Source organism: Massilia sp. Root351, assembly GCF_001425045.1.
Classification (GTDB): Bacteria; Pseudomonadota; Gammaproteobacteria; order Burkholderiales; family Burkholderiaceae_D; genus Rugamonas.
The window spans coordinates 63,748-86,533 of sequence record NZ_LMDJ01000004.1; the positions used below are offsets into that span (position 1 = coordinate 63,748).

Annotated in this window: 22 protein-coding genes; 13 read left to right on the top strand and 9 right to left on the bottom strand. The window is 63.7% G+C overall.

Going from position 1 to position 22,786, the window contains the following annotated elements; all coding sequences use genetic code 11:
• Positions 1-141: 141 nt before the first annotated feature.
• Together ASD15_RS08405 and ASD15_RS08410 are read right to left on the bottom strand one after the other, a co-directional pair.
• The gene (locus ASD15_RS08405; protein ID WP_057154389.1) at positions 142-867 is read right to left on the bottom strand and encodes a hypothetical protein; all 726 of its coding nucleotides are present in this window, start codon (positions 865-867) and stop codon (positions 142-144) included.
• The gene (locus ASD15_RS08410) at positions 867-1,568 is read right to left on the bottom strand and encodes a hypothetical protein (RefSeq protein ID WP_057154390.1); all 702 of its coding nucleotides are present in this window, start codon (positions 1,566-1,568) and stop codon (positions 867-869) included. The genes ASD15_RS08405 and ASD15_RS08410 overlap by 1 nt, the downstream gene beginning before the upstream one ends.
• Before the next feature lie 83 nt (positions 1,569-1,651).
• Here ASD15_RS08410 and ASD15_RS08415 point away from each other — a divergent pair, with 83 nt between their 5' ends.
• The 3 genes from ASD15_RS08415 (at position 1,652) to ASD15_RS08425 (ending at position 4,484) form a co-directional block, all read left to right on the top strand.
• Positions 1,652-2,131 carry a hypothetical protein gene (locus ASD15_RS08415; protein WP_157200865.1) on the top strand — a complete coding sequence of 160 codons (480 nt, stop codon included), beginning with the start codon at positions 1,652-1,654 and terminating at the stop codon, positions 2,129-2,131.
• A gap of 214 nt (positions 2,132-2,345) precedes the next feature.
• Positions 2,346-3,983: a methyl-accepting chemotaxis protein gene (locus ASD15_RS08420; protein ID WP_082551683.1), complete on the top strand. Its 1,638-nt coding sequence runs from the start codon at positions 2,346-2,348 to the stop codon at positions 3,981-3,983.
• An 81-nt stretch (positions 3,984-4,064) separates the two neighbouring features.
• Complete coding sequence (locus ASD15_RS08425; RefSeq protein ID WP_057154392.1) at positions 4,065-4,484, top strand: hypothetical protein; 420 nt, start codon at positions 4,065-4,067, stop codon at positions 4,482-4,484.
• Between the two features lie 16 nt (positions 4,485-4,500).
• Here ASD15_RS08425 and ASD15_RS08430 read toward each other — a convergent pair whose 3' ends face one another.
• The 4 genes from ASD15_RS08430 to ASD15_RS08445 all read right to left on the bottom strand — a co-directional run bounded on the left by ASD15_RS08430 (position 4,501) and on the right by ASD15_RS08445 (position 11,112).
• Positions 4,501-8,073: an ABC transporter permease gene (locus ASD15_RS08430; RefSeq protein ID WP_057154393.1), complete on the bottom strand. Its 3,573-nt coding sequence runs from the start codon at positions 8,071-8,073 to the stop codon at positions 4,501-4,503.
• Positions 8,074-8,083: 10 nt separating this feature from the next.
• Positions 8,084-8,977, bottom strand: coding sequence for an ABC transporter ATP-binding protein (locus ASD15_RS08435; RefSeq protein ID WP_057154394.1), 894 nt, complete (start codon positions 8,975-8,977; stop codon positions 8,084-8,086).
• 155 nt (positions 8,978-9,132) lie between these two features.
• On the bottom strand, positions 9,133-10,329 hold the full coding sequence (locus ASD15_RS08440) for an ABC transporter permease (RefSeq protein ID WP_057154395.1): 1,197 nt from the start codon (positions 10,327-10,329) through the stop codon (positions 9,133-9,135).
• 3 nt (positions 10,330-10,332) lie between these two features.
• Positions 10,333-11,112 (bottom strand): ATP-binding cassette domain-containing protein, encoded by a 780-nt coding sequence (locus tag ASD15_RS08445; RefSeq protein ID WP_057154396.1) that lies wholly within the window; start codon positions 11,110-11,112, stop codon positions 10,333-10,335.
• 98 nt (positions 11,113-11,210) lie between these two features.
• Between ASD15_RS08445 and ASD15_RS08450 the strand changes: the two genes are divergently transcribed.
• The gene (locus tag ASD15_RS08450; RefSeq protein ID WP_057154397.1) at positions 11,211-11,666 is read left to right on the top strand and encodes a hypothetical protein; all 456 of its coding nucleotides are present in this window, start codon (positions 11,211-11,213) and stop codon (positions 11,664-11,666) included.
• Positions 11,667-11,720: 54 nt separating this feature from the next.
• A complete protein-coding gene (coq7, locus tag ASD15_RS08455) occupies positions 11,721-12,365 on the top strand; it encodes a 2-polyprenyl-3-methyl-6-methoxy-1,4-benzoquinone monooxygenase (protein ID WP_057154398.1) in 645 nt (214 codons plus the stop codon).
• A 37-nt stretch (positions 12,366-12,402) separates the two neighbouring features.
• Here the strand turns inward: coq7 and ASD15_RS08460 are convergent, their stop codons facing one another.
• The gene (locus ASD15_RS08460) at positions 12,403-12,825 is read right to left on the bottom strand and encodes an OsmC family protein (RefSeq protein ID WP_057154399.1); all 423 of its coding nucleotides are present in this window, start codon (positions 12,823-12,825) and stop codon (positions 12,403-12,405) included.
• Positions 12,826-13,070: 245 nt separating this feature from the next.
• Between ASD15_RS08460 and ASD15_RS08465 the strand changes: the two genes are divergently transcribed.
• The 6 genes from ASD15_RS08465 to erpA all read left to right on the top strand — a co-directional run bounded on the left by ASD15_RS08465 (position 13,071) and on the right by erpA (position 18,169).
• Positions 13,071-15,260, top strand: a complete 2,190-nt coding sequence (locus tag ASD15_RS08465; RefSeq protein ID WP_057154400.1) for an NHL repeat-containing protein — start codon at positions 13,071-13,073, stop codon at positions 15,258-15,260.
• Between the two features lie 136 nt (positions 15,261-15,396).
• Entirely contained in the window at positions 15,397-15,825 is a 429-nt protein-coding gene (gene rplM / locus ASD15_RS08470; protein WP_056398365.1) for a 50S ribosomal protein L13, read from the top strand.
• Between the two features lie 9 nt (positions 15,826-15,834).
• A complete protein-coding gene (rpsI, locus tag ASD15_RS08475; RefSeq protein ID WP_056398368.1) occupies positions 15,835-16,227 on the top strand; it encodes a 30S ribosomal protein S9 in 393 nt (130 codons plus the stop codon).
• A 122-nt stretch (positions 16,228-16,349) separates the two neighbouring features.
• Positions 16,350-17,387: an N-acetyl-gamma-glutamyl-phosphate reductase gene (gene argC / locus ASD15_RS08480; RefSeq protein WP_057154401.1), complete on the top strand. Its 1,038-nt coding sequence runs from the start codon at positions 16,350-16,352 to the stop codon at positions 17,385-17,387.
• A 15-nt stretch (positions 17,388-17,402) separates the two neighbouring features.
• Positions 17,403-17,747: a hypothetical protein gene (locus ASD15_RS08485; RefSeq protein WP_057154402.1), complete on the top strand. Its 345-nt coding sequence runs from the start codon at positions 17,403-17,405 to the stop codon at positions 17,745-17,747.
• Between the two features lie 56 nt (positions 17,748-17,803).
• Positions 17,804-18,169: an iron-sulfur cluster insertion protein ErpA gene (gene erpA / locus ASD15_RS08490; protein ID WP_057154563.1), complete on the top strand. Its 366-nt coding sequence runs from the start codon at positions 17,804-17,806 to the stop codon at positions 18,167-18,169.
• Between the two features lie 108 nt (positions 18,170-18,277).
• On the opposite strand, the gene ASD15_RS08495 is transcribed toward erpA, so the two are convergent.
• Entirely contained in the window at positions 18,278-19,369 is a 1,092-nt protein-coding gene (locus ASD15_RS08495) for an anhydro-N-acetylmuramic acid kinase (protein WP_057154403.1), read from the bottom strand.
• Positions 19,370-19,525: 156 nt separating this feature from the next.
• Positions 19,526-20,911, bottom strand: a complete 1,386-nt coding sequence (locus tag ASD15_RS08500; protein ID WP_057154404.1) for a M23 family metallopeptidase — start codon at positions 20,909-20,911, stop codon at positions 19,526-19,528.
• A gap of 156 nt (positions 20,912-21,067) precedes the next feature.
• Between ASD15_RS08500 and tyrS the strand changes: the two genes are divergently transcribed.
• Both tyrS and dtd read left to right on the top strand, forming a co-directional pair.
• The gene (tyrS, locus tag ASD15_RS08505) at positions 21,068-22,303 is read left to right on the top strand and encodes a tyrosine--tRNA ligase (RefSeq protein WP_057154405.1); all 1,236 of its coding nucleotides are present in this window, start codon (positions 21,068-21,070) and stop codon (positions 22,301-22,303) included.
• Positions 22,300-22,752 (top strand): D-aminoacyl-tRNA deacylase, encoded by a 453-nt coding sequence (gene dtd / locus ASD15_RS08510; RefSeq protein WP_057154406.1) that lies wholly within the window; start codon positions 22,300-22,302, stop codon positions 22,750-22,752. Before tyrS ends, dtd begins: the two co-directional genes overlap by 4 nt.
• Positions 22,753-22,786: the final 34 nt, after the last annotated feature.

Here is a 22,786-nt window from a genome sequence, read left to right on the forward strand (position 1 = left end):
ACCAAGGAGTCGCGGGCAATGTACGCTGCAATGGAGTCAAGGTCCTCGATTGCTTTTTCAGACCGAACTATGGGTTTAGCCATGTGTTGAGCCGCCGTTCGTTCGCGCTGCTGCTGTGCGTGCGCCCGGCGGTGCAGCTGCCTAAGCCAGCGCCGTAACGCGCCAGTGGCCGGGGGCGAAGGGCAGGGTGGTGACGTCCGCCAGCGCGAAAGGCTGGGCCGCCAGGGCGTCCGCATCGGGCACGTCCAGCCCCTCCTGCCAGGCGCAATTGGAGCCGGCAACGCGCCAGCCGCCGCCCTTGTGCAGCACGGTGAATTCGCTCCAGGACCCGGAGCCGGGCGCGGAAGGGGAATAGGCGTCGGCGGGGCTGCCGCAGGCCCAGGCCATCCAGCGCTCGCCGATGATCAGGTAGGCAATCGACGCTCCCGTCGGCCCGGCCGGCCCGGTTGATTCGAGCCGCACGCCGCGCATCGGCGCCGAGGCCATGCGTACCCAGTCTTCTTCGTAGCTGTTGTCGATGCCGGTTTCGTGGACGGCGTCCTCGCTGTCGAAGCGCATCCAGCCCGCGTCCAGGTCGGCGCTCAGGGTCGGGAAGGCGATCTCCGGCCGCCACTCGCAGCGCTCGCCCGCCACCACGGTCTTCCCGGCGAAGCCGGTCTGCGCGCTGAAGCGGGCCAGTTGCGCAGGAGCCAGCGCGGCCAGCTGGGCGCGGCTGTCCATGGAAGGGCGGTCGATGGGGATGCGTAAATCGATGTGGAAACTGGCCGACTGAAACCACCAGACTTGCGTGCTCAGGTCGCTGGTGCCATTGCTGCGCCAGATACCGGTGCGTCGCCACAAGCCTTGGTAGATCGCAGGAACTGTCATCACCGCAAGTCTTCGGTAGAGAAGTAGACCGTGCCGCGTATGGCGGACGGAACTGCCTGCAGCGCGGCGGCCAGTGCCTTGGCTTCCGGTTCTGCCATGCCGTGCTTGGCGATGGTAAGGGACGCGTAGGGCGCATGCGATGCTGCACGGTAAGAAACAATATGATCCAAATCAGGCCGGCTGTCGATCTTCTTGATGAGATAACGCTGCTTGCCGTTGCCTATTTGCACATAAGTTGCCGTGGAGTTTGTTTTTACGTCGGGAGAAAGCTGCCGGAACAATAAAACTTTATCCACTATCAATGTTGCATTACTGTACTGCGTCTTGCCGCCTTGTTCGAAATGGCCCAGCACCAGCTGGGCTTTGAACCGGCGCAATGGATGGGCCGCGTCCGGCGCCAGCCGGTCCAGCTCGAATTTTTCAGGGTCCACGGTCCACAGCGCGGTTTTGCCATCCAGCCGCTTTTTTAGCGCCGCGTCCAGTTTGGGATCGGCCACGCGGACCTGCAGCACCACCTGGTAATCGTGCGGCGCATGGAACATCGGCAGATGCGAGGCATACAAGCCGTCCTTGCCGCCGAACAGCGCCATGCCGTGGGTGCCGAAAGTCGGGCCCGCTGCCAGCGCCGAAGCCGCCAGCGGCCAGGCCACGGCAGTCACTGCCGCTGCGCGCGGCCACGTTGTGAGGAACAGTGTTTTCATTCCGTAATGGTATTCCCGCTGGCCGGTCCGTGTACAGCAGCGCTCATCCTTGCGTTCACTGTCGAGGTGACTATAGTGAAGCTATGATCCCCGCGCTAACATTGCCGCTTAGCTACTCCCTGTACCAGCCTCCCGCGATCGAGGAGACCGGCACGGAGGACGCTGTGCTGCCGTCGATCGCGGTCAGCCTGTCGGCGCAGTCCAGCGTGGTGGCCTCCCTGGGCGGCAACAACTCGACGGCGCAGGTCTACACGGCGTCCGGCTTGCTCGATTCGATCCTGCAGGCCGGTACGCTGCCCGATCCGGTGGCGGTGCCGCCGCTCGGCAGTTCCACCCAGGGGCTGGCCCTGCAGCAGCAAAACCAGCGGATCGCCGCCAGCCTGGAAGCGGGCGCCTTCAATTCCGGGCTGTACACCGGCGCCGGACTGCTGCAAAGCTCACCGTCCTCGGCGCTGTCGTCCTACTGGGGCGACGTGCTCAAGACCCGGCCCAACCTGGCCGGCGTGGCCGCCAGCGCCATGTTCAACGGCGCCGTGCTGGGTGCGTTCGAGGCGTATGCATAAAATCTACGTAGTTTCCACGAGGCACTAATTTTCGACTTCGTGTTACACTCCTGCCCTTCCCTAGCAGTTCTATCAATACCAAGTGCCGCTATCCCACAGCAGCACGCTGTCTCATTGTCGCAATCGCAGTTTCCCATGGACGCACTGGCACCAGTTTTCAGCCGGGGCGCGGTTTATCCGCCTGTGTCCCATACATAGTTTTTTGAGAGAAAAAATGAACAACCTGAAAATTGGCACCCGCCTCGCCGGCGGCTTTGGACTCGTGTTGCTGCTCACTATGCTGATGACCTGGATCGGCCTGAGCCATATGCAGTCGGTTGCCGACGCGACCAGCGAAATGATGCAGCAGCCGCTGGCCAAGGAGCGCATGATCTCCGACTGGTACCGGCTGATCCATACCAGCGTGCGCCGCACCACCGCGATCTCCAAGTCCAGCGACCCCAGCCTGGGGCCTTTCTTCGCCGCCGACACCGCCGCTTCCACCAGCGAAGTGAACGAGCTGCAGAAGAAAGTCGAGCCCTTGCTGGAAAGCGATGCGGAGAAGAAGCTGTTCGCCGACATGGTGGCGGCACGCAAGCGTTATATATCTTCACGCGACGCCATCGTGGCGCTGAAAAAGGAAGACAAACTCGAGGAAGCCGCCGCCGTGCTGGAACAGCGCTTCATCCCTGACGGCAAGGCCTACCTGGATGCGCTGAACGGCCTGCTGGTGATGCAGCGCCACAGCATCGACGCCAATGCGGCCAGCATCGACGCCGAATACCACGCCAACCGCAGCTTCATGCTGGCCTTCGCCGCCGTGGTGCTGGCGCTGGGCGGCGTCTGCGCCTGGCGCCTGACGCGCGGCATCACCCGGCCGCTGGGCCGCGCGGTGGAAATCGCCTGTGCCGTGGCCTCCAACGACCTGCGCAGCGACATCGTGGTCGACAGCAAGGATGAAACCGGCCGCCTGTTGCAGGCGCTGAAAACCATGAACGACGGCCTGGCCCGCATTGTCGGCGAAGTGCGCGCCGGCACCGACCAGATCGCCACCGCGTCCGGCCAGATCGCCGCCGGCAACCAGGACTTGTCGGCCCGCACCGAGCAGCAAGCGGGCAGCCTGGAAGAGACCGCGTCGTCGATGGAGGAACTGACTTCGACCGTGAAACAGAACGCCGACAATGCGCGCCAGGCCAACCAGCTGGCCGAGGCCGCCTCGCACGTCGCCGAGCGCGGCGGCGAAGTGGTGGGGCAGGTGGTCGACACCATGGAATCGATCAACGCCTCGTCGCGCAAGATCGTGGACATCATCAGCGTCATCGACGGCATTGCCTTCCAGACCAACATCCTGGCGCTGAACGCGGCCGTGGAAGCGGCGCGGGCCGGCGAACAGGGCCGCGGCTTCGCCGTGGTGGCCACCGAAGTGCGCAACCTGGCGCACCGCAGCGCCGCCGCCGCCAAGGAAATCAAGGCGCTGATCGACGACTCGGTCGGCAAGGTCAACGCCGGCAGCCAGCTGGTCGAACAGGCCGGCATGACCATGAGCGAGGTGGTCGACAGCATCAAGCGCGTGACCGACATCATGGGCGAAATCACCACTGCCAGCATGGAACAGAGCGCCGGCATCGAGCAGGTGAACGAGGCCATGATCCAGATGGACCACGTGACGCAGCAGAACGCGGCGCTGGTCGAAGAAGCCGCCGCCGCCGCCGGCGCGCTGCAGGAGCAGGCCGAATCGCTGGCCGGCGTGGTCGGCGTGTTCAAGCTGTCCGAGGGCTACAGCCATGCGCCGGCGCTGACCGTGCACAGCTCCGCCGCCGTGCCCGCCGCGCCGCGCGCCGCGCGTCAGCCGGCGCTGCGCCTGCACGCCTGATTCGCTAGCTCTGCAGCAGCGCGCTGCAAAAACCCCGAAGTATGTAGACTGTGACAACAACTACATGCTTTGGGAGAAATTATGCGAAATACCTGTCTGAAACTGAGCGCCCTGGGCGCCGCACTGCTGCTGTCCGCTTGCCAGACCATGCAGACCAGCAATACCGCCGCCCAGGACGAAGCGCCGTCGCCGAAGAACCCGGAATTCACCTCCGAGATGGCGAAATTCAACGCCCAGTTCCCGAACGCCAAGGTCAGCAAATACGAGGATGAATCGATCGCCTACAACAACGCGCAGAAGTTCGATGAGCGCGGCAATTGCCATGGCAAGTCCAAGTATCCGGTCACCATCATGCTGCTGCTGGACGCGAACGGCAAAGTCACCAGTACCGTCACCGACGTGGAAAACAGCAAGGCGGCCTGCTTCCGCCAGAACTACGCCTCGGTGCAGTTCCCCAAACCGCCCATCGCGCCATACCGCAAAGCCATCCTGCTGAAGTAAGCCCGCCGCACTGCGATCAGAGTTCGACGGCGATCATGTTGTCGTCGGGCTTGCGGTCGATCAGCTTGTTGTCCGGGTCGATGCCGGCCTTGGCCGGCCGGCCGTTCACCACCAGCGTGTACACGCCTTCCTTCTGCGACACCAGCTTGCGTTCGCGCAGCAGGCTGTTGCCGTCCTTGTCGTCCACGCCGATGTCGATCAGGTCGCGGATCGCCACTTCCTTTTCCGCGCCCAGTTCGTCCGCACGCAGCTTGCTCGCGTGTACTTTCAAGGTCACCTCGTACTTGCCGTCCTGCCGCTTGCGCGCCGTGGCGCTCAGCGCGCGGTTGTCGTGCAGCACGATGGCGTTGAACAAGTCGTCGATCAGGTAAGCCTGCTCGGGCGGCGCGATCTGGCGCAGCGCGTCCACCAGCACCGTCACGCTCGGATAGGGCGGGGCGTGGAAGGCGTGCTGCGCCAGCAGGCCCTTCAGCACGGCGTTGACCTTGTCCTCGCCGAGGATGTCCTGCAGCTGGTACATGGCCAGGCTGCCCTTGCGGTAGTGGATGTAGGGCTGGTTCTCGTTGTCGGCCAGCGGCAGCTCTTTCTTGTTCTCCAGCGCGCGCCCCATCAGGTACTGGTTCAGGTCGTAGCGCAGGAAGCGGCGCATGCGGTCCGGGCCGTACTGCTTCTTCATCACCATCAGCGCCGAGTATTCGGACAGCGTTTCGCTCAGCACGGTGGCGCCGCGCGTGTCGCCGCCCACCAGCTGGTGCGCCCACCACTGGTGCGCCACTTCGTGTGCCGTGACGTAGAACGGATAGTCGATGTCCTTCGGATTCTTGTCGTCCACCTTGGCGATGAAGCCCACGCTTTCCGAGTACGGTATGGTGTTCGGGAAGGACTGCGCAAAGCCCGCGTAGCGCGGAAACTCGACGATGCGCACCACCTTGTGCTGGTAGGGGCTGTAATTCTTGCTGTAGTAGTCCAGCGCGTCCTTCACGCCCTTGGCCATGCGGTCCAGATTGTATTCGTGGCCGGGGTGGTAGTAGAGCTCGATGCCCACGTCCTGCCACCAGTCGTGCTTGACCGCGTAGCGGGCCGACTGGAAGGCGTAGAAGTTCAGGATCGGCTTGTCCATCTTGTAGTGGAAGTAGCGCCGGCCCTTGGCTTTCCATTCCTTCTCCAGGTAGCCGGGCGCCACCGCGATCTGGTCCGCGCTGGTGCTGACGGTGGCGTCGAAGGTGACCCAGTCGGCGTCGTTGCCGAGATAATTGTTGGCCAGGCCTTTCGGATCGTCGCGCGGCAGCGCGCGTTCCTGCGCCGGCAGGCCGTGGCGCTTGCGGTCGCGCGGATCGGTCAGCTCGGCCTGGCGCTGGTAGCCGATGTGGGGCAGCACGGTATTGTTGAAGAAGGTGCCGTTGGCCACCACCGGCGTGTCCTGGCCCAGGCCGAGGATGCCCTTGGGGGCATAGTCCAGCTCGAACTCCAGCGGCATGCGCGCGCCCGGCGCCAGCGGGGTGGACAGGGTGTAGCGGTACACGCCCAGGTCCTCGTCCTTCATTTTCAGCTGCGCCACCTGGCCGAAGCGCAGCGGCTGCATGTCGGCCGTGGTGTCCTGCGTGATGTAGATGTCGGAGATGGCCTGGGCGCTCTTGTTCTCCAGCATATAGCGGCCCTTCACGTGCAGGCGGCGCTTTTCCGGCTCGATAGACACGCCCAGCTGGACGTCCGTGATGCGCGGCTGCGCCAGCGCGGCCAGCTGCTGGTACTTGCGCTCGTAGTCGGCGCGGTCGGCCAGCTTCTGGTAGGACGATTTGTAGCAGTTGGCAATATGCAGGTTGTAGAACAGCACGCCGCCGGCGCCCAGCACGATGCTCACGCCCAGGGCCAGCGTGGCCAGCACCGGCATGGTCAGCGCGTGGCGCGCCAGCGCGATGCGCTGGCGCCATTCGTCGTTGTTGCCGCGCGCCCAGAACAGCAGCGACAGCACCAGCAGGATCAGCGCCGCGCCGCCCCAGTACAGTTCGAACCAGCGTTCGCGCACCAGGTAGTGGCCGTAGCCGTTCATGGCCGAATAGACAAAGCTGGGCGAGGTGCCGTACACCAGCAGCGGGTGCTCGATGCCCAGCGAGGGCAGCGTGATGCTGGCCACGAAGTAGACGATCATGGCGAAGTGGGCCATGTATTTATGGTTCAGCACCACCTGCGCGGCGATGGCCAGCACGGCCACCAGCGCGTAGGACGGCAGCTGGATGGTGAACAGGTGCTGGAAGTACAGGCCCGGTTCAAACTGGAAGTAGCCGTTGACGACCTGGATGGTCATACCGCACAACATCACCACCAGCATCAGCAGGGCTTGCAGGCCGATCAGCGCGAACAGCTTGGACAGCAGCGGCAGCCAGCTCGGCACCGGCAGCGCGTCCAGCATCTGCGCCATGCGGTTCTCGCGCTCGCGCCACACCAGCTCGCCTGCGTAGAAGGTGGTGATCACCAGCATGAACAGCGCGAAGGTGTCCGACACCATTTCCAGCACCATGTAGGTGATGGGATAGGTCTTGGTGCCGAACATGGAACCCATGTCCAGCGCGCCGGCGAACATGGTCAGCACGCCGGCCAGCACGATCACCAGGAAGTAGACGTTCTTCACCGTTTCGCGCAGGTTCAGCCAGCTCATCTTGGCCAGCAGCAGGCCCAGGCTGCGCGACTGGAAGTCCGGCGCCTGGTGCGTGTGGCTGGCCGAGTGGCTGATGCGCAGCGCCGGTTCGGCCTCGCCGCGCGCGTCGGCCTTGCCGCTGTCGATGCTGCTGACGAAGCGGAAGCGCCAGTAGCCCAGCAGCAGCACCACCAGCGAGAACGAGGTCCAGATCACGCGGTTCAGCAGGTACACGCCTTCCGGCAGCACCAGGCGCGTGTTGCGTTCGGCGATGGGCCAGTATTCGGTGAGGTTGATGGCGGCGGCGGTGCCGAAGGGGTCGATCAGCGCGGCCAGGGTCTTGTAGTCCAGGTCGCGCGCCAGGCCGGGTGCGACGATGTAGCCGATCAGCATTACCACGCTGGAAATATAGACCGGCAGCATGCGCCGCGTCAGCGCGGCCAGCACGAAGAAGATGGCGCCGAAGATGAACAGGTTGGGCAGCAGCGTGGTGAAGTAGGGGATCAGCCAGGCCGCCAGCGGCGGCTTGCCCAGCCGCTCGGGATCGATGCCCGGAATGAAGGTGCCCAGCCATGCGCCCAGCAGGATGGAGGAGAACACCACCGCCAGCGTCAGGTAGGCGCCGATGAAGCGGCCCAGCATGTACTGGACCTTGCGGATCGGCGCGCTGAAGAAGAAGTGGTGCATGTCGTATTCGAAGTCCTGCTGCACCGAGCGGCCCATCATGGCGGCCACCACGATCACGCCCAGGCAGCCGAGGAAGCTGGCGGTAAACAGGATGGAGCGCGGCGCGTTGATGAACACGCGGCCGCCGAAGGTGACCACGGCTTCCTTGAACACGCCGCCGGCGGCCGCCATCCACAGCATGGCCAGCAGCAGGAACATGCCGAAGTAGACCCAGGTGGACAGCATCTTCAGGCGCTGGCGCGCTTCGAACAGGGCGATGGCGAACATGGTGGCCGCCTTAATCGCAGCTATCGGCTGCGCTGTGGCGGCCGGCGATGGTGGCGAAGTAGAGGTCTTCCAGGTCGCCGATGGCTTCCTCGAAGCCGTCGCCCGGGTCGTCGTCGCTGTAGACGTGGATCAGGGTGCGGCCGGACAGCAGCCGGGTGGAGATGACGGCGTGGCGGGTCTGGAACTGCTGCAGGTCTTTCTTGTCCACGAAGCGCGCCCAGATCTTGCAGCTGATGTCGTCGATCAGCTGCTGGGTCTGCCCGGTGAGCAGCAAGTGGCCCTTGTTGATGATGGCCATGCTGGCGCACAGGTCGGCCACGTCGCTGACAATGTGGGTCGACAGGATCACGGTGCGGTCTTCGCCGATGTCCGACAGCAGGTTGTGGAAGCGCACCCGTTCCTGCGGGTCCAGGCCGGCGGTCGGCTCGTCGACGATGATCAGTTTCGGGTCGCCCAGCAGCGCCTGGGCGATGCCGAAGCGCTGGCGCATGCCGCCCGAATAGGTGCCCAGTTTCTGGTGGCGCACCTCGAACAGATTGGTCTGCTGCAGCAGACCGTCCACCACCTCGCGCCGGCGGGCGCGGTTCGACAGGCCTTTCAGCACCGCGAAGTGGTCCAGCATTTCGTAGGCCGAGACCTTGGGATAGACGCCGAAGTCCTGCGGCAGGTAGCCCAGCAGGCGGCGGATCTCATCCTTCTCGTCCAGCACGTCCAGCTCGCCCAGGAACACCGAGCCCGAATCACATTCCTGCAGCGTCGCCAGGGTCCGCATCAGGGTCGACTTGCCGGCGCCGTTGGGGCCCAGCAGGCCGAACATCCCGGCCGGTATCGTGAGCGAAATATTGTCCAGCGCCACCACCCCGTTGGCGTAAGTCTTGGACAAATTGCGGATGCGTAATTCCATGCTGACTCCTGTCGTGTCCTGCTGCACCGCAACAGGACATACCACTATTCAATGTTGGCATTGTATTGAAATTGCGGCTGAGCGGTGGCTTCATTGCGACAGTCGGCACAATCGGGGTTCCAGATTGCCGAAAGCGGGCGCTTTGCCAGAGAATGTTAATTCCGGAACAGCACCTGTTCACGGCTGAACCACCAGCGGCACAGGGCCAGCAGCGCGCCGGCCGTGATGGTGGTGGAGACCAGGATCACCGCGAACATGCGGTAGTCCATGGTGCCTTTCACCAGTTCCTTCATGGCCAGCGAAACGTTGGTCAGCGGCACCATGGCCCAGAACCAGTTCAGCTCCACCCCGGGCAGCAGGGCCACCATCACCGGCAGCAGCGACAGCAGCATCAGCGGCGAGATCAGGCCCGCCGCTTCCTTGTAGCTCTTGGCGTAGATCGACAGCGACAGCAGCACGGAGGCGAAGATGGCGGCGGTCGGCGCCAGCATCAGCGCCAGCATGGCCATGTCCAGCACGCCGATCGCGCGCACCATGGCGGCCAGGTCGGGCGAGGCGGTGGCGCCGAAGAAGAACAGCAATGCGCTCATGCTGCCCACCATGAGCACCGACGAGGTCAGGCCGATGGTAAACAGCACCAGGAACTTGGCCAGCACGATGGCGCTGCGCGGCACCGGCGCCAGCAGCAGGGTTTCCAGCGTGCCGCGCTCCTTCTCGCCGGCGCCCAGGTCGATGGCCGGGTACATGGCCGCCATCAGGCAGCCCATCAGCAGCAGATAGGGCAGGATGCCGCCCAGCATGGCGCCCATTTTCTCGCGCTGGCCGGCGGTGGAGCGTTCCTCCAGTGTCACCGGATTGAGGGCGAAGCGCAGCTGGCTCTTGCTCAGGTTGAGCGCCGACAGCTCCTGCTCGCGCAGCTCGGCGTTGTGCGCATCGAGCTCGGCTGAAACGCGCTTGCGGATCACGTCCACCATCACGGCGCTGTTGTAATGCAGCACCACGCTGGCTTGCTGCTTGCCGTCCAGCCGCCGCTGGAATTCGGGCGGGATCACCAGCGCGAACTTGATCACGTCCTTGTCGATCGCGTTGCGCACGTCGTCCGGCGTGGCCAGCGCCACTTCGCGGAAGCCGCGCTCGGCGGTGAAGCGCCGGCTCAGGCCGGGCGCGTATTCCTTGCCGAACACCGCGTAGCTCAGTTCGGCGGTGCGCGCGCGGTTGAACATATTGGTCGACAGGTAGCTGAAGCCGCCCAGGATCAGCGGCATGGCCAGCACCGGGATCAGCACGGTGAAGATGAAGGTCTTGCGGTCGCGCGCCAGCTCCAGGATTTCCTTCAGGTAGATGGTCCACATGGCTCAGCCCTCGCGGTTGACGACGTCGATGAAGGCGTCGTACAGGTCGGCGCTGCCGCCCAGGTGGCGCAGCTGGTCGACAGTGCCGTTGAAGGCGGTCTTGCCGTGGTTGATGATGCACACGCGGTCGCACAGCTTTTCCACCTCGTGCAGGTGGTGGGTGGAAAACACCAGCGGGATGCGCAGCGCCTTGTAGCTGGCGATGAAGTCCAGCAGGATTTTGGACGACATGACATCCAGTCCGGTGGTCGGCTCGTCCAGGATGACGATTTGCGGATTGTGCACCACGGTGCGGGCGATGGCGCATTTCTGCTTCATGCCGGTGGACAGGTGGTCGGCGCGCTTGCCGCCATAGTCCTGCATTTGCAGCAGCTCGAACAGCTCGTCGCAGCGGCGCTTCAGGTGCGCTCCTTCCATGCCGTGCAGGCGGCCGAAATACTCGACGTTCTCGCGCGCCGTCAGGCGCCCGTACAAACCGGTGGAACCGGACAAAAAGCCGATGCGCTGGCGCGCCAGCAGCGGGTGCTGCAGCAGGTCCACGCCGTCGACCATGGCCTTGCCCGCGTCCGCCGTCAGCGCGGTCGACAGCAGGCGCAGCGTGGTGGTCTTGCCGGCGCCGTTGGGGCCAAGCAGGCCCAGCACTTCCCCGGGCGCGCAGCTGAAGCTCACGTCACGCACCGCGTGGAACCAGCCGTCGTGGCCGCGCGGATCGCGCGTGGCGGCCGGCTGTCCCTTCTGTCCATGCAGGCGGAAGCGCTTGGCCAAGCCCTGAACTTCGAGCATTTTGTTATCCTGTTGTAAAGATGGTGAGCAAGGGTAGCATGCCAAAATTCCGGCGTGCAAGGTACAAAAGCGTTTTGTCTTGCTATAGTCGAGCCACTATGAAAAACAGCCAGCTGATCGATAGCGCCACCAAGGAAAAAATCCTCGCCGTCACGCGCAGCGGCACCACCGTGTCCGAAGCCACCGGCTTTTTCCGCGTGGCGCTGGGCCTGCATTACCTGTCCGGCCTGATGACCAAGGAAACCCTGGACTTCAAGAGGCTGGACAAGGAGTACAACCGCTTCATCTACCACGCCATCGGCAAGGGCCACAGCATCACCAGCATCCTGCAATACATGAGCGGCGAGAAGGTGATCAAGGTAGTCGATTCGCCGCGTTTCCTGCGCTCCTTTGGCCAACACTGCGACGCCGTGCCGGTGGACAGCATCCCCTTCCTGCTGGGGCTGAACCTGGGCGTGGCCAAGGATTTGTCCGGCATCGACGTGCGCGGGCCGGTGGCGGACTGGATCGAACGCCAGCGCATCCTGCGCGAAGAGCGGGAAGGCAGGGCTTGAGGCCGCGCTTGGGGCATATAATGGTGTCTTCTGAACCAGCTTGAGCAGAACATCATGGCAGCAAACCATTTTCACACTCCCCTGGACCGCTTCATCGCCGGCGCCGACAAGGCGCTGCGCGTCATGGCCGGCGTGGCCTCGGCCTCGCGCCCGAACCCGGCCGCGCACGCGGCGGACGCGGCCCTGACCGAAGCCGAGCAGCGCCACGCCGCCGGCCTGATGCGCGTGAACCACGTGGGCGAAGTGATGGCGCAGGCGCTGTACAACTCGCAGGCCCGCTTCGCGCGCAGCGACGAGATCCGCCGGCAGTTTGAGCACGCCTCGCGCGAGGAAGAAGACCACCTGGCGTGGACCGCGCAGCGGCTGGGCGAGCTGGGCTCGCAGATCAGCGTGCTCAATCCGCTGTTCTACGCGGGCGCCTACGCGCTGGGCACGGTGGCCGCCGTGCTGGGCGATGCGCGCAGCCTGGGCTTTGTGGTGGAAACCGAACGCCAGGTGGAGAAGCACCTGACCAGCCACCTGGACAAGCTGCCGCCGCAGGACGCCAAGTCGCGCGCGATTGTCGAACAGATGCGGGTCGATGAGGTGGCGCACGGCGCGGCCGCGCAAGAGATGGGCGCCGAAGCGGCGCCCTTGCCGGCGCGGCTGGCCATGACGGCCATGGGCAAGCTCATGACCGGCACCGCGTACTACATTTAAGGTCTGGCGGGGTCGCGCAGCGCGTCACCCGCCGCCGTCAGCCTTCCACAATCTCGTACGAGTGCGTGATCTCGGCCGTCTTGGCCAGCATGATGGACGCCGAGCAGTACTTGTCGTGCGACAGCGACACCGCGCGTTCCACCGTGGTCTGCTTCAGGGCCTTGCCGGTGACGGTGAAATGGAAGTGGATCTTGGTGAACACTTTCGGGTCGGTGTCGGCGCGCTCGGCCTTCAAGGTTACGTCGCAGCCGCGCACGTCTTCCCGGCCGCGCTTGAGGATCAGCACCACGTCATAGGCGGTGCAGCCGCCCGTGCCCAGCAACACCATTTCCATCGGGCGCGGCGCCAGGTTGTGACCGCCGCCTTCCGGCGCGCCGTCCATGTTCACCAGGTGGCCGGAGCCGGTCTGGGCCAAAAAGCTCATGCCCGACGGGCCGTTCCAGCTGACTTTGCATTCCATTTCATTTCTCCGTAAAAAAACTTTGCCACCATTGTAATGGAGCAAAGCCGGCCGCGCTTCGTCCCCTCCCCGGCGCCGTGGTGCAGTGCGACATCTTTTGCTGCCGGCCAGCCCGGTTTCAGTGGATAGCCATCTGCAATGCACTGCAACATAAATGTTGCTGCCGCCCACGCAATCTCGCATACTGATGCGCACCGTAGTTCGCCTCACCCTTGCGTCCATCCCTTTCATACAGGTAGGTAACCATGAGCCATACGACCGCATCCGAGACCAGTTTCAAGCACCTGTGCCACTACGGCGAGCTGGCTTTGCCCGGCACCACCGAGCGCGGCGCGCTGCCGGACGATTTCACCATGAATTCCCCGGTCGGCGTTGCGCGCGACAACTACAACCACGTGTGGGTGTGCGATACCGGCAACAGCCGCGTGCTGGTGTTCACGGCCGATTTTGAAACCCTGCTGCACGTGATCGACGGCGACCCGGCCAGCACCGGCCTGGACCAGCGCCTGCTGATGCCCTTCCACCTGTGCCCGCACCCCACCGACGACATCATGTACTGCACCGACATGGGCAACGGCCGCGTGGTGGCTTTCGAATACGACGAGCACAGCGCCGGCTTCCAGTTCGCCTTCGGCAACGTGGCCGGCAAGACCTTCATCCCCTTGTCCGACCCGAACGGCATCACCGTGGTCAAGGAAGCGGACGGCGAGCACTACCTCTACGTGGCCGACGAGTTCTTCCACACCGAGGGCGACGTGCGCAGCCGCTGCGTGAAGTTCACGCTGGAAGGCGAGTTCGTGCTGCAGTTCCGCGCCGTGCAAGACTCGAACAGCACCCACGAACTGCTGTGGCCGCAAGGCCTGGCCAGCGACTCGAAGGGCAACCTCTATCTGGCCAACACCGGCTACTACGAAATCCTGAAGATCGACACCGCCTGGCCCATCAGGAACGAGACCGTGCAGGCCACCAGGGAAACCGCCTTGCTGCACGGCTTCGGCCTGCCCACCGGCATCGGCAAGTTCAACGTGATGCGCTCGGTGTGCGTCATCGACGACTATGTGTTCGTGCCGGGCCAGGTGGAAAACGCCATCATGGTCTACAACCCGCAAGGCCAGTTGCAGGAAAAAGTGATGGGCATGCTGCCCATGTGGAACCACGAACCCGAGCCGGTGCATTCGTACACCGACCTGGTCTATGGCGCGCTGGAAGACCGCGTCTTCGTCGGCCCTTACCAGATCTGCGCCGGCAAGGAAAAGAACACGTACTACATCAGCGAGCCGTTCGCCTCCACGGTGCTGCACGTGAGCATCAACATCATTGACGACAGCCTGCCCACCGTGGCCGTGCTGCTCGATTCGGTCGGCCACCGCCGCGACAACGCGTCGAAGGCGTTGGCCACCTCGCAGTTCAACTGCATGACCTCGGTGATCCGCGTCGACCCCAAGCGCAAGGGCGACGGCGTTTTGCCCAGCAATAATTGGTGGGACGGCTGGGCCAAGACCACGGCCGGCGTCTACCAGTACTGGTACGACCATGTGCTCAAGCACACCGGGCTGGACCCGCTGGCCCATGTCGGCACGTCCTCGTACAACATCGACTCGGGCAACTGGTGCCTGAAAACCTACAACACCGCCGTCAATCCCTACGCCCAGCTGCAGGACATGGTGCGCGGCTTCTTCACGCCCGGCGATATCGCCATGACGGCCTATTACCCGTCGCAGCCGCTGCTGGGCCAGGTCTGCCCCGGCACGCCGCTGATCTTCATCACCAACTTCAACATGTGCACGGTGTCCATGTACCAGTACGGCCCCAATGGCCACCTGCTGAACTACGGCGTGCCGTTCGGCCGCGAAGGCGTGGGCGGCGAGGGCACGCTGAAGGCGCCGCAGGGCATCGCCGTCAACAGCCACGGCGAAATCTACATTGCCGATTCGCTCAACAACCGCATCGCCAAGTGGCAGCTGCAGGCCACCGGCATCGTCACCTTCGTCAAGAACTTCGTATGGCAGGAGGGCGGCCAGCCGCTGGCCTCGTTTACCCCGTGCGACATGGACGTCGACTCGCAGGACCGGGTGTTCGTGTGCGACCAGTTCAATAACTGCATCCGCGTGTTCGACCGCGACGGCAACAGCCTGTGGAGCTACGGCAAGGCCGGCTATTGCGACGACCTGGAGAAAGATTATGAAAACTTCTACTTGCCGGCCAGCTTGTGCATAGACGAGGGCGACAACCTGATTGTCAACGACCTGGTGAACCGCGCGCTGAAGGTGTTCAAGATCCAGGACGGCACGCTGGAATACAAGACCGGCGACCTGGTGTTCAAGAAATACCCGGAGGCCGGCGGCGTGTGGATGCCGTTCTTCATCTATGCCCACAAGGGCAATGTGTATGTGCCGGACACCACCTTCAACGTCGTCAACGTTTACAGTTATTGACCGGAATGCGCAAGCCGGGCTATAATTGCCGGCTTTCCCATTCGCTCAGGGAAAGTAAACAACAAGGATGCGTCCGCTGCAACACCGGGGCGGAACCACCAGATGAGCGTTTTTATCTTTCACAGAAAGTCATAACATGAAAACTTTTTCCGCTAAGGGCCATGAAGTCCAGCGCGATTGGTTCGTGATTGACGCGACGGACAAAGTCCTCGGCCGTGTTGCCAGCGAAGTGGCACGCCGACTGCGCGGCAAGCATAAGCCAGAGTTCACCCCTCACGTCGACACCGGTGACTTCATCGTCATCATCAACGCAGGCAAACTGCGCGTGACCGGCACCAAAGCAACCGAGAAGACCTACTACCGTCACTCGGGCTACCCAGGTGGCATCTACGAGACGAACTTCCTGAAAATGCAACAGCGTTTCCCAGGCCGCGCTCTGGAAAAAGCCGTCAAGGGCATGCTGCCCAAAGGCCCACTGGGCTACGCAATGATCAAGAAGCTGAAAGTGTACGCCGAGGGTTCGCACCCGCACGCTGCTCAGCAACCTAAAGCACTCGAAATCTAAGGAACTGACATGATCGGTAACTACAACTACGGCACCGGCCGTCGCAAGAGTGCAGTGGCTCGCGTGTTCATCAAGGCAGGCACTGGCCAAATCATCGTTAACGGCAAGCCAGCGGCTGAGTACTTCTCCCGCGAAACCGGCCTGATGGTAATCCGTCAACCACTGGAACTGACCGGCAACGTTGAACGTTTCGACATCAAAGTCAACGTACACGGCGGCGGCGAGTCCGGCCAGGCAGGTGCTGTGCGTCACGGCATCACCCGCGCACTGATCGACTACGATGCAGCTCTGAAGGGCGACCTGGCACGTGCCGGCTTCGTCACTCGCGATGCGCGCGAAGTTGAACGTAAAAAAGTTGGTCTGCGCAAAGCACGTCGCGCAAAACAATTCTCGAAGCGTTAATATGCTTCACGCAGCGCTGGCTGGTCCAGCGCTGTATCGAAAGCCGCCCGGTACGCCGGGCGGCTTTTTTTCAGCCCTGCTAAAATGGGCGTCCCCTCTTCATTTACTCCCAAGGAAAGAACATGATCAAAGTTGGCATCGTCGGCGGCACCGGATACACCGGAGTGGAACTGCTGCGATTGTTGGCCGTCCACCCGCAAGTGCAGCTGACGGCAATCACGTCGCGCAAAGAGGATGGTTTGCCGGTGGCTGACATGTATCCTTCCCTGCGCGGCCGCGTCAACCTGGCGTTCTCGGCGCCGGACAAGGTCGACCTGGCCCAGTGCGACGTGGTGTTCTTCGCCACCCCGCACGGCGTGGCCATGGAGCAGGCGCCGGCGCTGCTGAAGGCGGGCGTGAAAGTGATCGACCTGGCGGCCGACTTCCGCATCAAGGACCAGGCGGTATTTGAAAAGACGTACAAGATTCCGCACACCGCGCCGCAGCTGATCGAGGAAGCCGTGTACGGCCTGCCCGAGCTGAACCGCGACGACATCAAGGGCGCCAAGCTGATCGCCAACCCCGGCTGCTACCCGACCACCATGCAGCTGGGCTTCGTGCCGCTGCTGAAGGCGGGCGTGATCGACGCCGGCAACCTGATCGCCGACTGCAAGTCGGGCGTGTCCGGCGCCGGCCGCAAGGCCGAGATCGGCATCCTGTTCTCCGAGTCGAGCGACAACTTCAAGGCCTACGGCGTGTCCGGCCACCGCCACACCCCGGAAACCGTGGCCCAGCTGCAGCGTTTCAGCAGCGACAAGGTCAACCTGATCTTCACGCCGCACCTGGTGCCGATGATACGCGGCATGCACTCGACGCTGTACGCGCGCCTGACCAAGGACATCAGCAACGACGAGCTGCAGGCTCTGTTCGAGGACGCCTACCGCGACCAGCCGTTCGTCGACGTGATGCCGTTCGGCGCGCATCCTGAAACCCGCAGCACGCGCGGCGCCAATATGCTGCGCCTGGCGCTGCACCGCCCGGACAACGGCAACACCCTCATCGTGCTGGTGGTGCAGGACAACCTGGTCAAGGGGGCTTCCGGCCAGGCCGTGCAGTGCATGAATCTGATGTTCGGCCTGGAAGAAGGCATGGGCCTGAACAACATCGCGCTGCTGCCGTAACCGCAGGCGGGCAGCGTGGCCAAGAAATGGCAGGGGCGCGGCGCCTCGGCACCGGCAACCGTGCTGGTGGAGCAGAAGGCGCCGCTGTTCAAGCGCATCGCCGCGATTGCCATCGCGCTGGTGCTGGGTGGCGTGCTGGTGGTGTGGGGCGTGGACCTGGGGCAGCGCATCTTCGGCGCCAGCCAGGGGGCGCCCACTGCGCAGCAGCAGCTGGAACTGGTGCAGGCCGAACTGCTGCAAGTGAGCGCCGAGCGCGATGCCTTATTGGCCATTGTGAAGCAGGCCGGCCTGCCGCTGCCGGGCGAAGAAGCGAAAACTGTTGCCCCTGAACCAAAGCCGGTACAGGAAATCAAGCCTTGACAGCATGAGTTCCGACTAAGGTCTATAATGGCCGTATGAATTTTGAGGAGTACCACATGAATGCAGTAGCCGAAGTGCAAGACGAAGTAATCCCGGTCCCTATCGTGTTCACCGACAGCGCCGCGCAGAAAGTTGCGCAACTGATCGAAGAAGAGGGCAATCCAGACCTGAAACTGCGCGTATTCGTGCAGGGTGGCGGCTGCTCGGGCTTCCAGTACGGTTTCACGTTCGATGAAATCGTCAACGAAGACGACACCACCATGGATAAGAACGGCGTGCAACTGCTGATCGATTCCATGAGCTACCAGTACCTGATCGGCGCCGAAATCGATTACAAGGACGACCTCGAAGGCGCGCAATTCGTCATCAAGAACCCGAACGCCAGCTCGACTTGCGGCTGCGGTTCCTCGTTCTCGGCTTAACAGAAGCCTGAGGCCGCCCCGCGCGGCACTTGCACGGCGGACAAGCTTGCTTGCTCCGCCGTTTTCCGTTGTGCGCGCCGGTCGGACCAGGCGCCGCCTTGCCACGCTTTAGCGCGGATACAGGGCCCCCAGCACGCGCTCGCCGCGCGCACCCGTCACCGCCGGCACATTGCCGGCCAGCCGCTCATTGAAGCGGAACGCCAGCCACGCGAAAGCCAGCGCCTCCACCCGGTTCGGCTCTACGCCCAGCGCTGCGGTCGATTCCACCGCCACGCCCAGTTCGGCCGCCAGGCTGCGCATCAGCACGCCGTTATAGGCGCCGCCGCCGCACACGTACACCGCCTCGGTTTTCGGCGCCTGCTCGCCGATGGCGCGCGCCAGGGTCAGCACGGTCAGCTGCGTCAGGGTGGCTTGCACGTCCTGCGGCGCGGCCGATGCGTAGGGTGCCAGCCGGGCATCCAGCCAGTCCGCGTGGAACAGGTCGCGGCCGGTGCTTTTCGGCGCCGGCAGCGCGAAGTAGGGCTCGCGCAGCATGGCGTCCAGCAGCGGCTGGATCACCTTGCCGGTGGCGGCCCAGGCACCGTCGTCATCGTAGGCCTTGCCCTGGTGGCGGGCGATCCATTTGTCCATCAGCACGTTGCCGGGCCCGGTGTCGAAGCCGGTGGTCCTGCCGTCGCCGTGCAGCACGCTGATGTTGGCGATGCCGCCGATATTGGCCACCACGCGGGTCTTGCCCGGCAGGCTGAACAGCGCCTGGTGGAACGCCGGCACCAGCGGCGCGCCCTGGCCGCCGGCGGCCACGTCACGGCTGCGGAAGTCCGCCACCACGTCGATGCCGCACAGCTCGGCCAGCAGCGCCGGGTTGCCGGTCTGGCGCGTAAAGCCCAGTTCCGGCCGGTGGCGGATGGTCTGCCCGTGCGAGCCCACGGCGCGCACATCGGCCGGCTTCATCTCGGTTTGCGCCAGCACGTCCGCCACGCACTGCGCGTAGTACTGCGCCAGCGTATTGGCCGCCAGCGCCTCGCGTTCCAGCTCGTTCGGGCTGGCCGCCTGCAGCGCCATCAGCTCCTCCCGCAGCGCCGGCGGGAACGGCACATAGGCCGCCGCCAGCGTGCGCGCCGCGCCGGCCCAGAAATCCACCAGCACCCCATCCACCCCGTCCAGGCTGGTCCCCGACATCAGGCCGATAAACAGGCTCATACGCCACCTCCTCATAGTTTCCCGCTATTGTGCCTCACCTCAGCCAAAATGGGGTCAGGGTTAATATTGCAAAAATAATTAACCCTGACCCCATTTTGCTTGGGCGAAAAAAAACGGCGCCGATTCGGGCGCCGTCCTTGCTTCCGGATGGGAAGCTTATTTTGCGGCCAGGCTGGAGGCGTTGGCGTTGGTGGGGCGCAGCAGCGCGAAGCGGTGCATCATGTCGCCGGAGACCATCTTGAAGCGCGACAGCTCGGCGGCGGTCAGCGGGGCTTGCGCCTGCACGTTGAGCTTGTTCGGGTCCCTGGCTTCGCCGCCGACGCGGAATTCGTAGTGCAGGTGGGCGCCGGTGGACCAGCCGGTGCTGCCGACATAGCCGATCACGTCGCCCTGGCTGACCTTGCTGCCTTTTTTGATGCCGGGTGCGAAGCGGCTCATGTGGGCGTAGGCGGTGGTGTAGTTGGACCAGTGCTTCAGCACCACCAGGTTGCCGTAGCCGCCCTGCGAGCCGGCAAAGTCCACCACGCCGTCGCCCGAGGCGCGGATCGGGGTGCCGGTGGCGGCCGCGAAGTCGATGCCCTTGTGGGCTTTCCAGTTGCCGGAGATCGGGTGCACGCGCATCGAGAAGCCGGACGAGATACGGGAGAATTCCAGCGGCGATTTCAGGAAGGCCTTTTTCAGGGACTTGCCGTCGAAGCTGTAGTAGCCGCCGCCCTGGTTGCTGGCCGGGTCTTCAAACCACACCGACTGGTAGGTCACGCCGCGGTTGGTGAATTCGCCGGCCAGGATGCGGCCGGCGCGGATGAACTCGCCGTCCTGCCAGAAAGTTTCGTAGACCACGTTGAAATGGTCGCCGCGCTTCAGGTCGGAGCGGAAGTCGATATTGGTGGAGAACATTTCCACGATCTGGCGCACCACGCTGTCGGGCAGCTTGGCGCCGTCGTTGCTGGCGTCGGTGGCCGCGTACAGCGAGGAGGAATTGATGGTGCGCGCATGCATTTCCACGCGGCGCTCCAGCTTGGCCGCTTCTTCGCTGGCAGTGAAGCCGTCGCCCTTGCGGCTGACCAGGATGTTCTTGACCGGCGTGTCCTGGCTGTCGACCACGGTGGCGCGCAGCCACACCAGGTTGCCGTTCTCGTCGGTTTGCGCTTGCACGCGCTTGCCGGTTTTCAGCTGCATCACACCTTTCGCCACCTTGTCCTTCTTGATGAAGGTTTCGGCCGCGTCGTCTTCCACGCCGAGTCGGGTCATCAGCGTGGCGAGCGTGTCGCCGGCGCGGATGCGTTCTTCGTGGACGTACTTTTCGGTGGATTCTTGCTGCTGGAGGGCGCCGATTTGCGCGGAGATGTTCGGAAGTTCGAGGGCGGTGGAGACTGACTTGACCGGCAGGTCCGCCGCGTCTGGCGCGAGCGGCGCTACGCCGGCCGCACCGAAAGCGCACACAGCAAGGAAAATTGCCGATGCACTCATGATGCGCGCCTTGCGCGTCGAACCTAGCAAGTTGACCAAGCCTTGGCTTGTGAATTTGTTTATAGGGTTCATGCAATCAGTTAAAATTTACCGCTTGAACTGTTCCGAACTTTGATGTTTTTGTAATTGTCGTCTTATCGAGTTTTCATGCGGCAAGATTGATGGGATCGCGAATTATATCAAACTATCGGACTCATCCTACATTTTCACGAGAATTGTGCCTCCCTTATGGTAACTGCAACCCAAACCGCTCTGCCGCTGACCGACCGCGTGCAGGAAGCGCTCGCCATCACCAAACGCGGTGTCGATGAGCTGCTGATCGAATCCGAATTCGCGCAAAAGCTGGCGCGTTCCGAGCAGAGCGGCGTGCCGCTGCGCATCAAACTGGGCCTGGACCCGACCGCGCCGGACTTGCACCTGGGCCATACCGTGGTGCTGAACAAGATGCGCCAGCTGCAAAACCTGGGCCACCAGGTGATTTTCCTGATCGGTGACTTCACGTCCATGATCGGCGACCCGTCCGGCCGCAACGCCACCCGTCCGCCGCTCACGCGCGAGCAGATCGAAGCCAACGCCGCCACCTATTTCAAGCAGGCCTCGCTGGTGCTGGACCCGGCCAGGACCGAGATCCGCTACAACTCCGAGTGGTGCGACCCGCTCGGCGCGCGCGGCATGATCCAGCTGGCCTCGCGCTACACCGTGGCGCGCATGATGGAGCGCGACGATTTCACCAAGCGCTTCAAGAACGGGACCCCGATCTCGGTCCATGAGTTCCTGTATCCGCTGATGCAGGGCTACGACTCGGTGGCCCTGAAGGCCGACCTGGAACTTGGTGGCACGGACCAGAAATTCAACCTGCTGGTGGGCCGCGAACTGCAGAAAGACTGGGACCAGGAGCCTCAGTGCATTTTGACCATGCCGCTGCTGGAAGGTTTGGACGGCGTGGAAAAAATGTCCAAGTCGAAGAACAACTACATCGGCATTACCGAGCCGGGCAACACCATGTTCGCCAAGATCATGAGCATTTCCGACGTGATGATGTGGCGCTACTACGAACTCCTGTCGTGGAAAACGATCGAAGAGGTAGCGGCGCTGAAGCGCGCCGTGGAGCAGGGCGGCAACCCGCGCGACGCCAAGGTGGCGCTGGCGCAGGAAATCGTCGAGCGCTTCCATTCGCGCCAGGCGGCCGAGGACGCGCTGGCCGACTTCGTCAACCGTTCCAAGGGCGGCATTCCGGACGACGTGCCGGAAATCACCCTGGCCGGCGCGCCGGCCGGCATCGCCCAGTTGCTGAAGCAGTCCAATCTGTGCGCTTCGGTATCGGAAGCCACCCGCATGGTGGATCAGGGCGGCGTGCGCGTGGATGGTACCGTTATCAGCGACAAGGCGCTGAAGCTGGACGCCGGCACGTTCGTGCTGCAGGTGGGCAAGCGCAAGTTCGCGCGCGTCACCTTGACGGCATGATAGGGCTGCTGCAGCGGGTCAGCAGCGCGGCCGTGGTGGTCGATGGCGCGACCGTGGGCGCCATCGATGGCGGCCTGATGGTGCTGGTGTGCGCCGAGCGCGGCGACAGCGAGCGCGAAGCAGACGCCCTGCTCAACAAGCTGCTGGGCTACCGCGTGTTTGCGGACGAGGCGGGCAAGATGAACCGCAGCGTGGCCGACGTGGCCGGCGGCTTGCTGCTGGTGCCGCAGTTCACGCTGGCGGCCGACACCAAGTCCGGCACGCGCCCGTCGTTCACGCCGGCCGCCGCGCCGGCGGACGGCGCGCGGCTGTTCGAGTATTTCGTGCGCCAGGCGCGGCTCAGGCATGCGCGAGTGGCCACCGGCCAGTTCGGCGCCGACATGAAAGTGTCGCTGACGAACGATGGTCCGGTAACGTTCTGGCTGCAGGTCGAGCCTAAACTACAGTGAAAAAACAGTGAAACAACCAGGAAGCGGGAGGCTG

Excerpts from the sequence above, each read along its gene's own strand:
- ASD15_RS08425 (WP_057154392.1), top strand. The coding sequence starts at position 4,065 with ATGCGAAATACCTGTCTGAAACTGAGCGCCCTGGGCGCCGCACTGCTG.
- ASD15_RS08415 (WP_157200865.1), top strand. The coding sequence starts at position 1,652 with ATGATCCCCGCGCTAACATTGCCGCTTAGCTACTCCCTGTACCAGCCT.
- tyrS (WP_057154405.1), top strand. The coding sequence starts at position 21,068 with ATGGTAACTGCAACCCAAACCGCTCTGCCGCTGACCGACCGCGTGCAG.
- coq7 (WP_057154398.1), top strand. The coding sequence starts at position 11,721 with ATGGCAGCAAACCATTTTCACACTCCCCTGGACCGCTTCATCGCCGGC.
- ASD15_RS08500 (WP_057154404.1), bottom strand. The coding sequence starts at position 20,911 with ATGAACCCTATAAACAAATTCACAAGCCAAGGCTTGGTCAACTTGCTA.
- ASD15_RS08440 (WP_057154395.1), bottom strand. The coding sequence starts at position 10,329 with ATGTGGACCATCTACCTGAAGGAAATCCTGGAGCTGGCGCGCGACCGC.
- ASD15_RS08445 (WP_057154396.1), bottom strand. The coding sequence starts at position 11,112 with ATGCTCGAAGTTCAGGGCTTGGCCAAGCGCTTCCGCCTGCATGGACAG.
- ASD15_RS08430 (WP_057154393.1), bottom strand. The coding sequence starts at position 8,073 with ATGTTCGCCATCGCCCTGTTCGAAGCGCGCCAGCGCCTGAAGATGCTG.
- erpA (WP_057154563.1), top strand. The coding sequence starts at position 17,804 with ATGAATGCAGTAGCCGAAGTGCAAGACGAAGTAATCCCGGTCCCTATC.
- ASD15_RS08465 (WP_057154400.1), top strand. The coding sequence starts at position 13,071 with ATGAGCCATACGACCGCATCCGAGACCAGTTTCAAGCACCTGTGCCAC.
- argC (WP_057154401.1), top strand. The coding sequence starts at position 16,350 with ATGATCAAAGTTGGCATCGTCGGCGGCACCGGATACACCGGAGTGGAA.
- ASD15_RS08410 (WP_057154390.1), bottom strand. The coding sequence starts at position 1,568 with ATGAAAACACTGTTCCTCACAACGTGGCCGCGCGCAGCGGCAGTGACT.
- ASD15_RS08435 (WP_057154394.1), bottom strand. The coding sequence starts at position 8,977 with ATGGAATTACGCATCCGCAATTTGTCCAAGACTTACGCCAACGGGGTG.
- ASD15_RS08450 (WP_057154397.1), top strand. The coding sequence starts at position 11,211 with ATGAAAAACAGCCAGCTGATCGATAGCGCCACCAAGGAAAAAATCCTC.
- ASD15_RS08460 (WP_057154399.1), bottom strand. The coding sequence starts at position 12,825 with ATGGAATGCAAAGTCAGCTGGAACGGCCCGTCGGGCATGAGCTTTTTG.
- ASD15_RS08495 (WP_057154403.1), bottom strand. The coding sequence starts at position 19,369 with ATGAGCCTGTTTATCGGCCTGATGTCGGGGACCAGCCTGGACGGGGTG.
- rpsI (WP_056398368.1), top strand. The coding sequence starts at position 15,835 with ATGATCGGTAACTACAACTACGGCACCGGCCGTCGCAAGAGTGCAGTG.
- ASD15_RS08420 (WP_082551683.1), top strand. The coding sequence starts at position 2,346 with ATGAACAACCTGAAAATTGGCACCCGCCTCGCCGGCGGCTTTGGACTC.
- rplM (WP_056398365.1), top strand. The coding sequence starts at position 15,397 with ATGAAAACTTTTTCCGCTAAGGGCCATGAAGTCCAGCGCGATTGGTTC.
- ASD15_RS08405 (WP_057154389.1), bottom strand. The coding sequence starts at position 867 with ATGACAGTTCCTGCGATCTACCAAGGCTTGTGGCGACGCACCGGTATC.
- dtd (WP_057154406.1), top strand. The coding sequence starts at position 22,300 with ATGATAGGGCTGCTGCAGCGGGTCAGCAGCGCGGCCGTGGTGGTCGAT.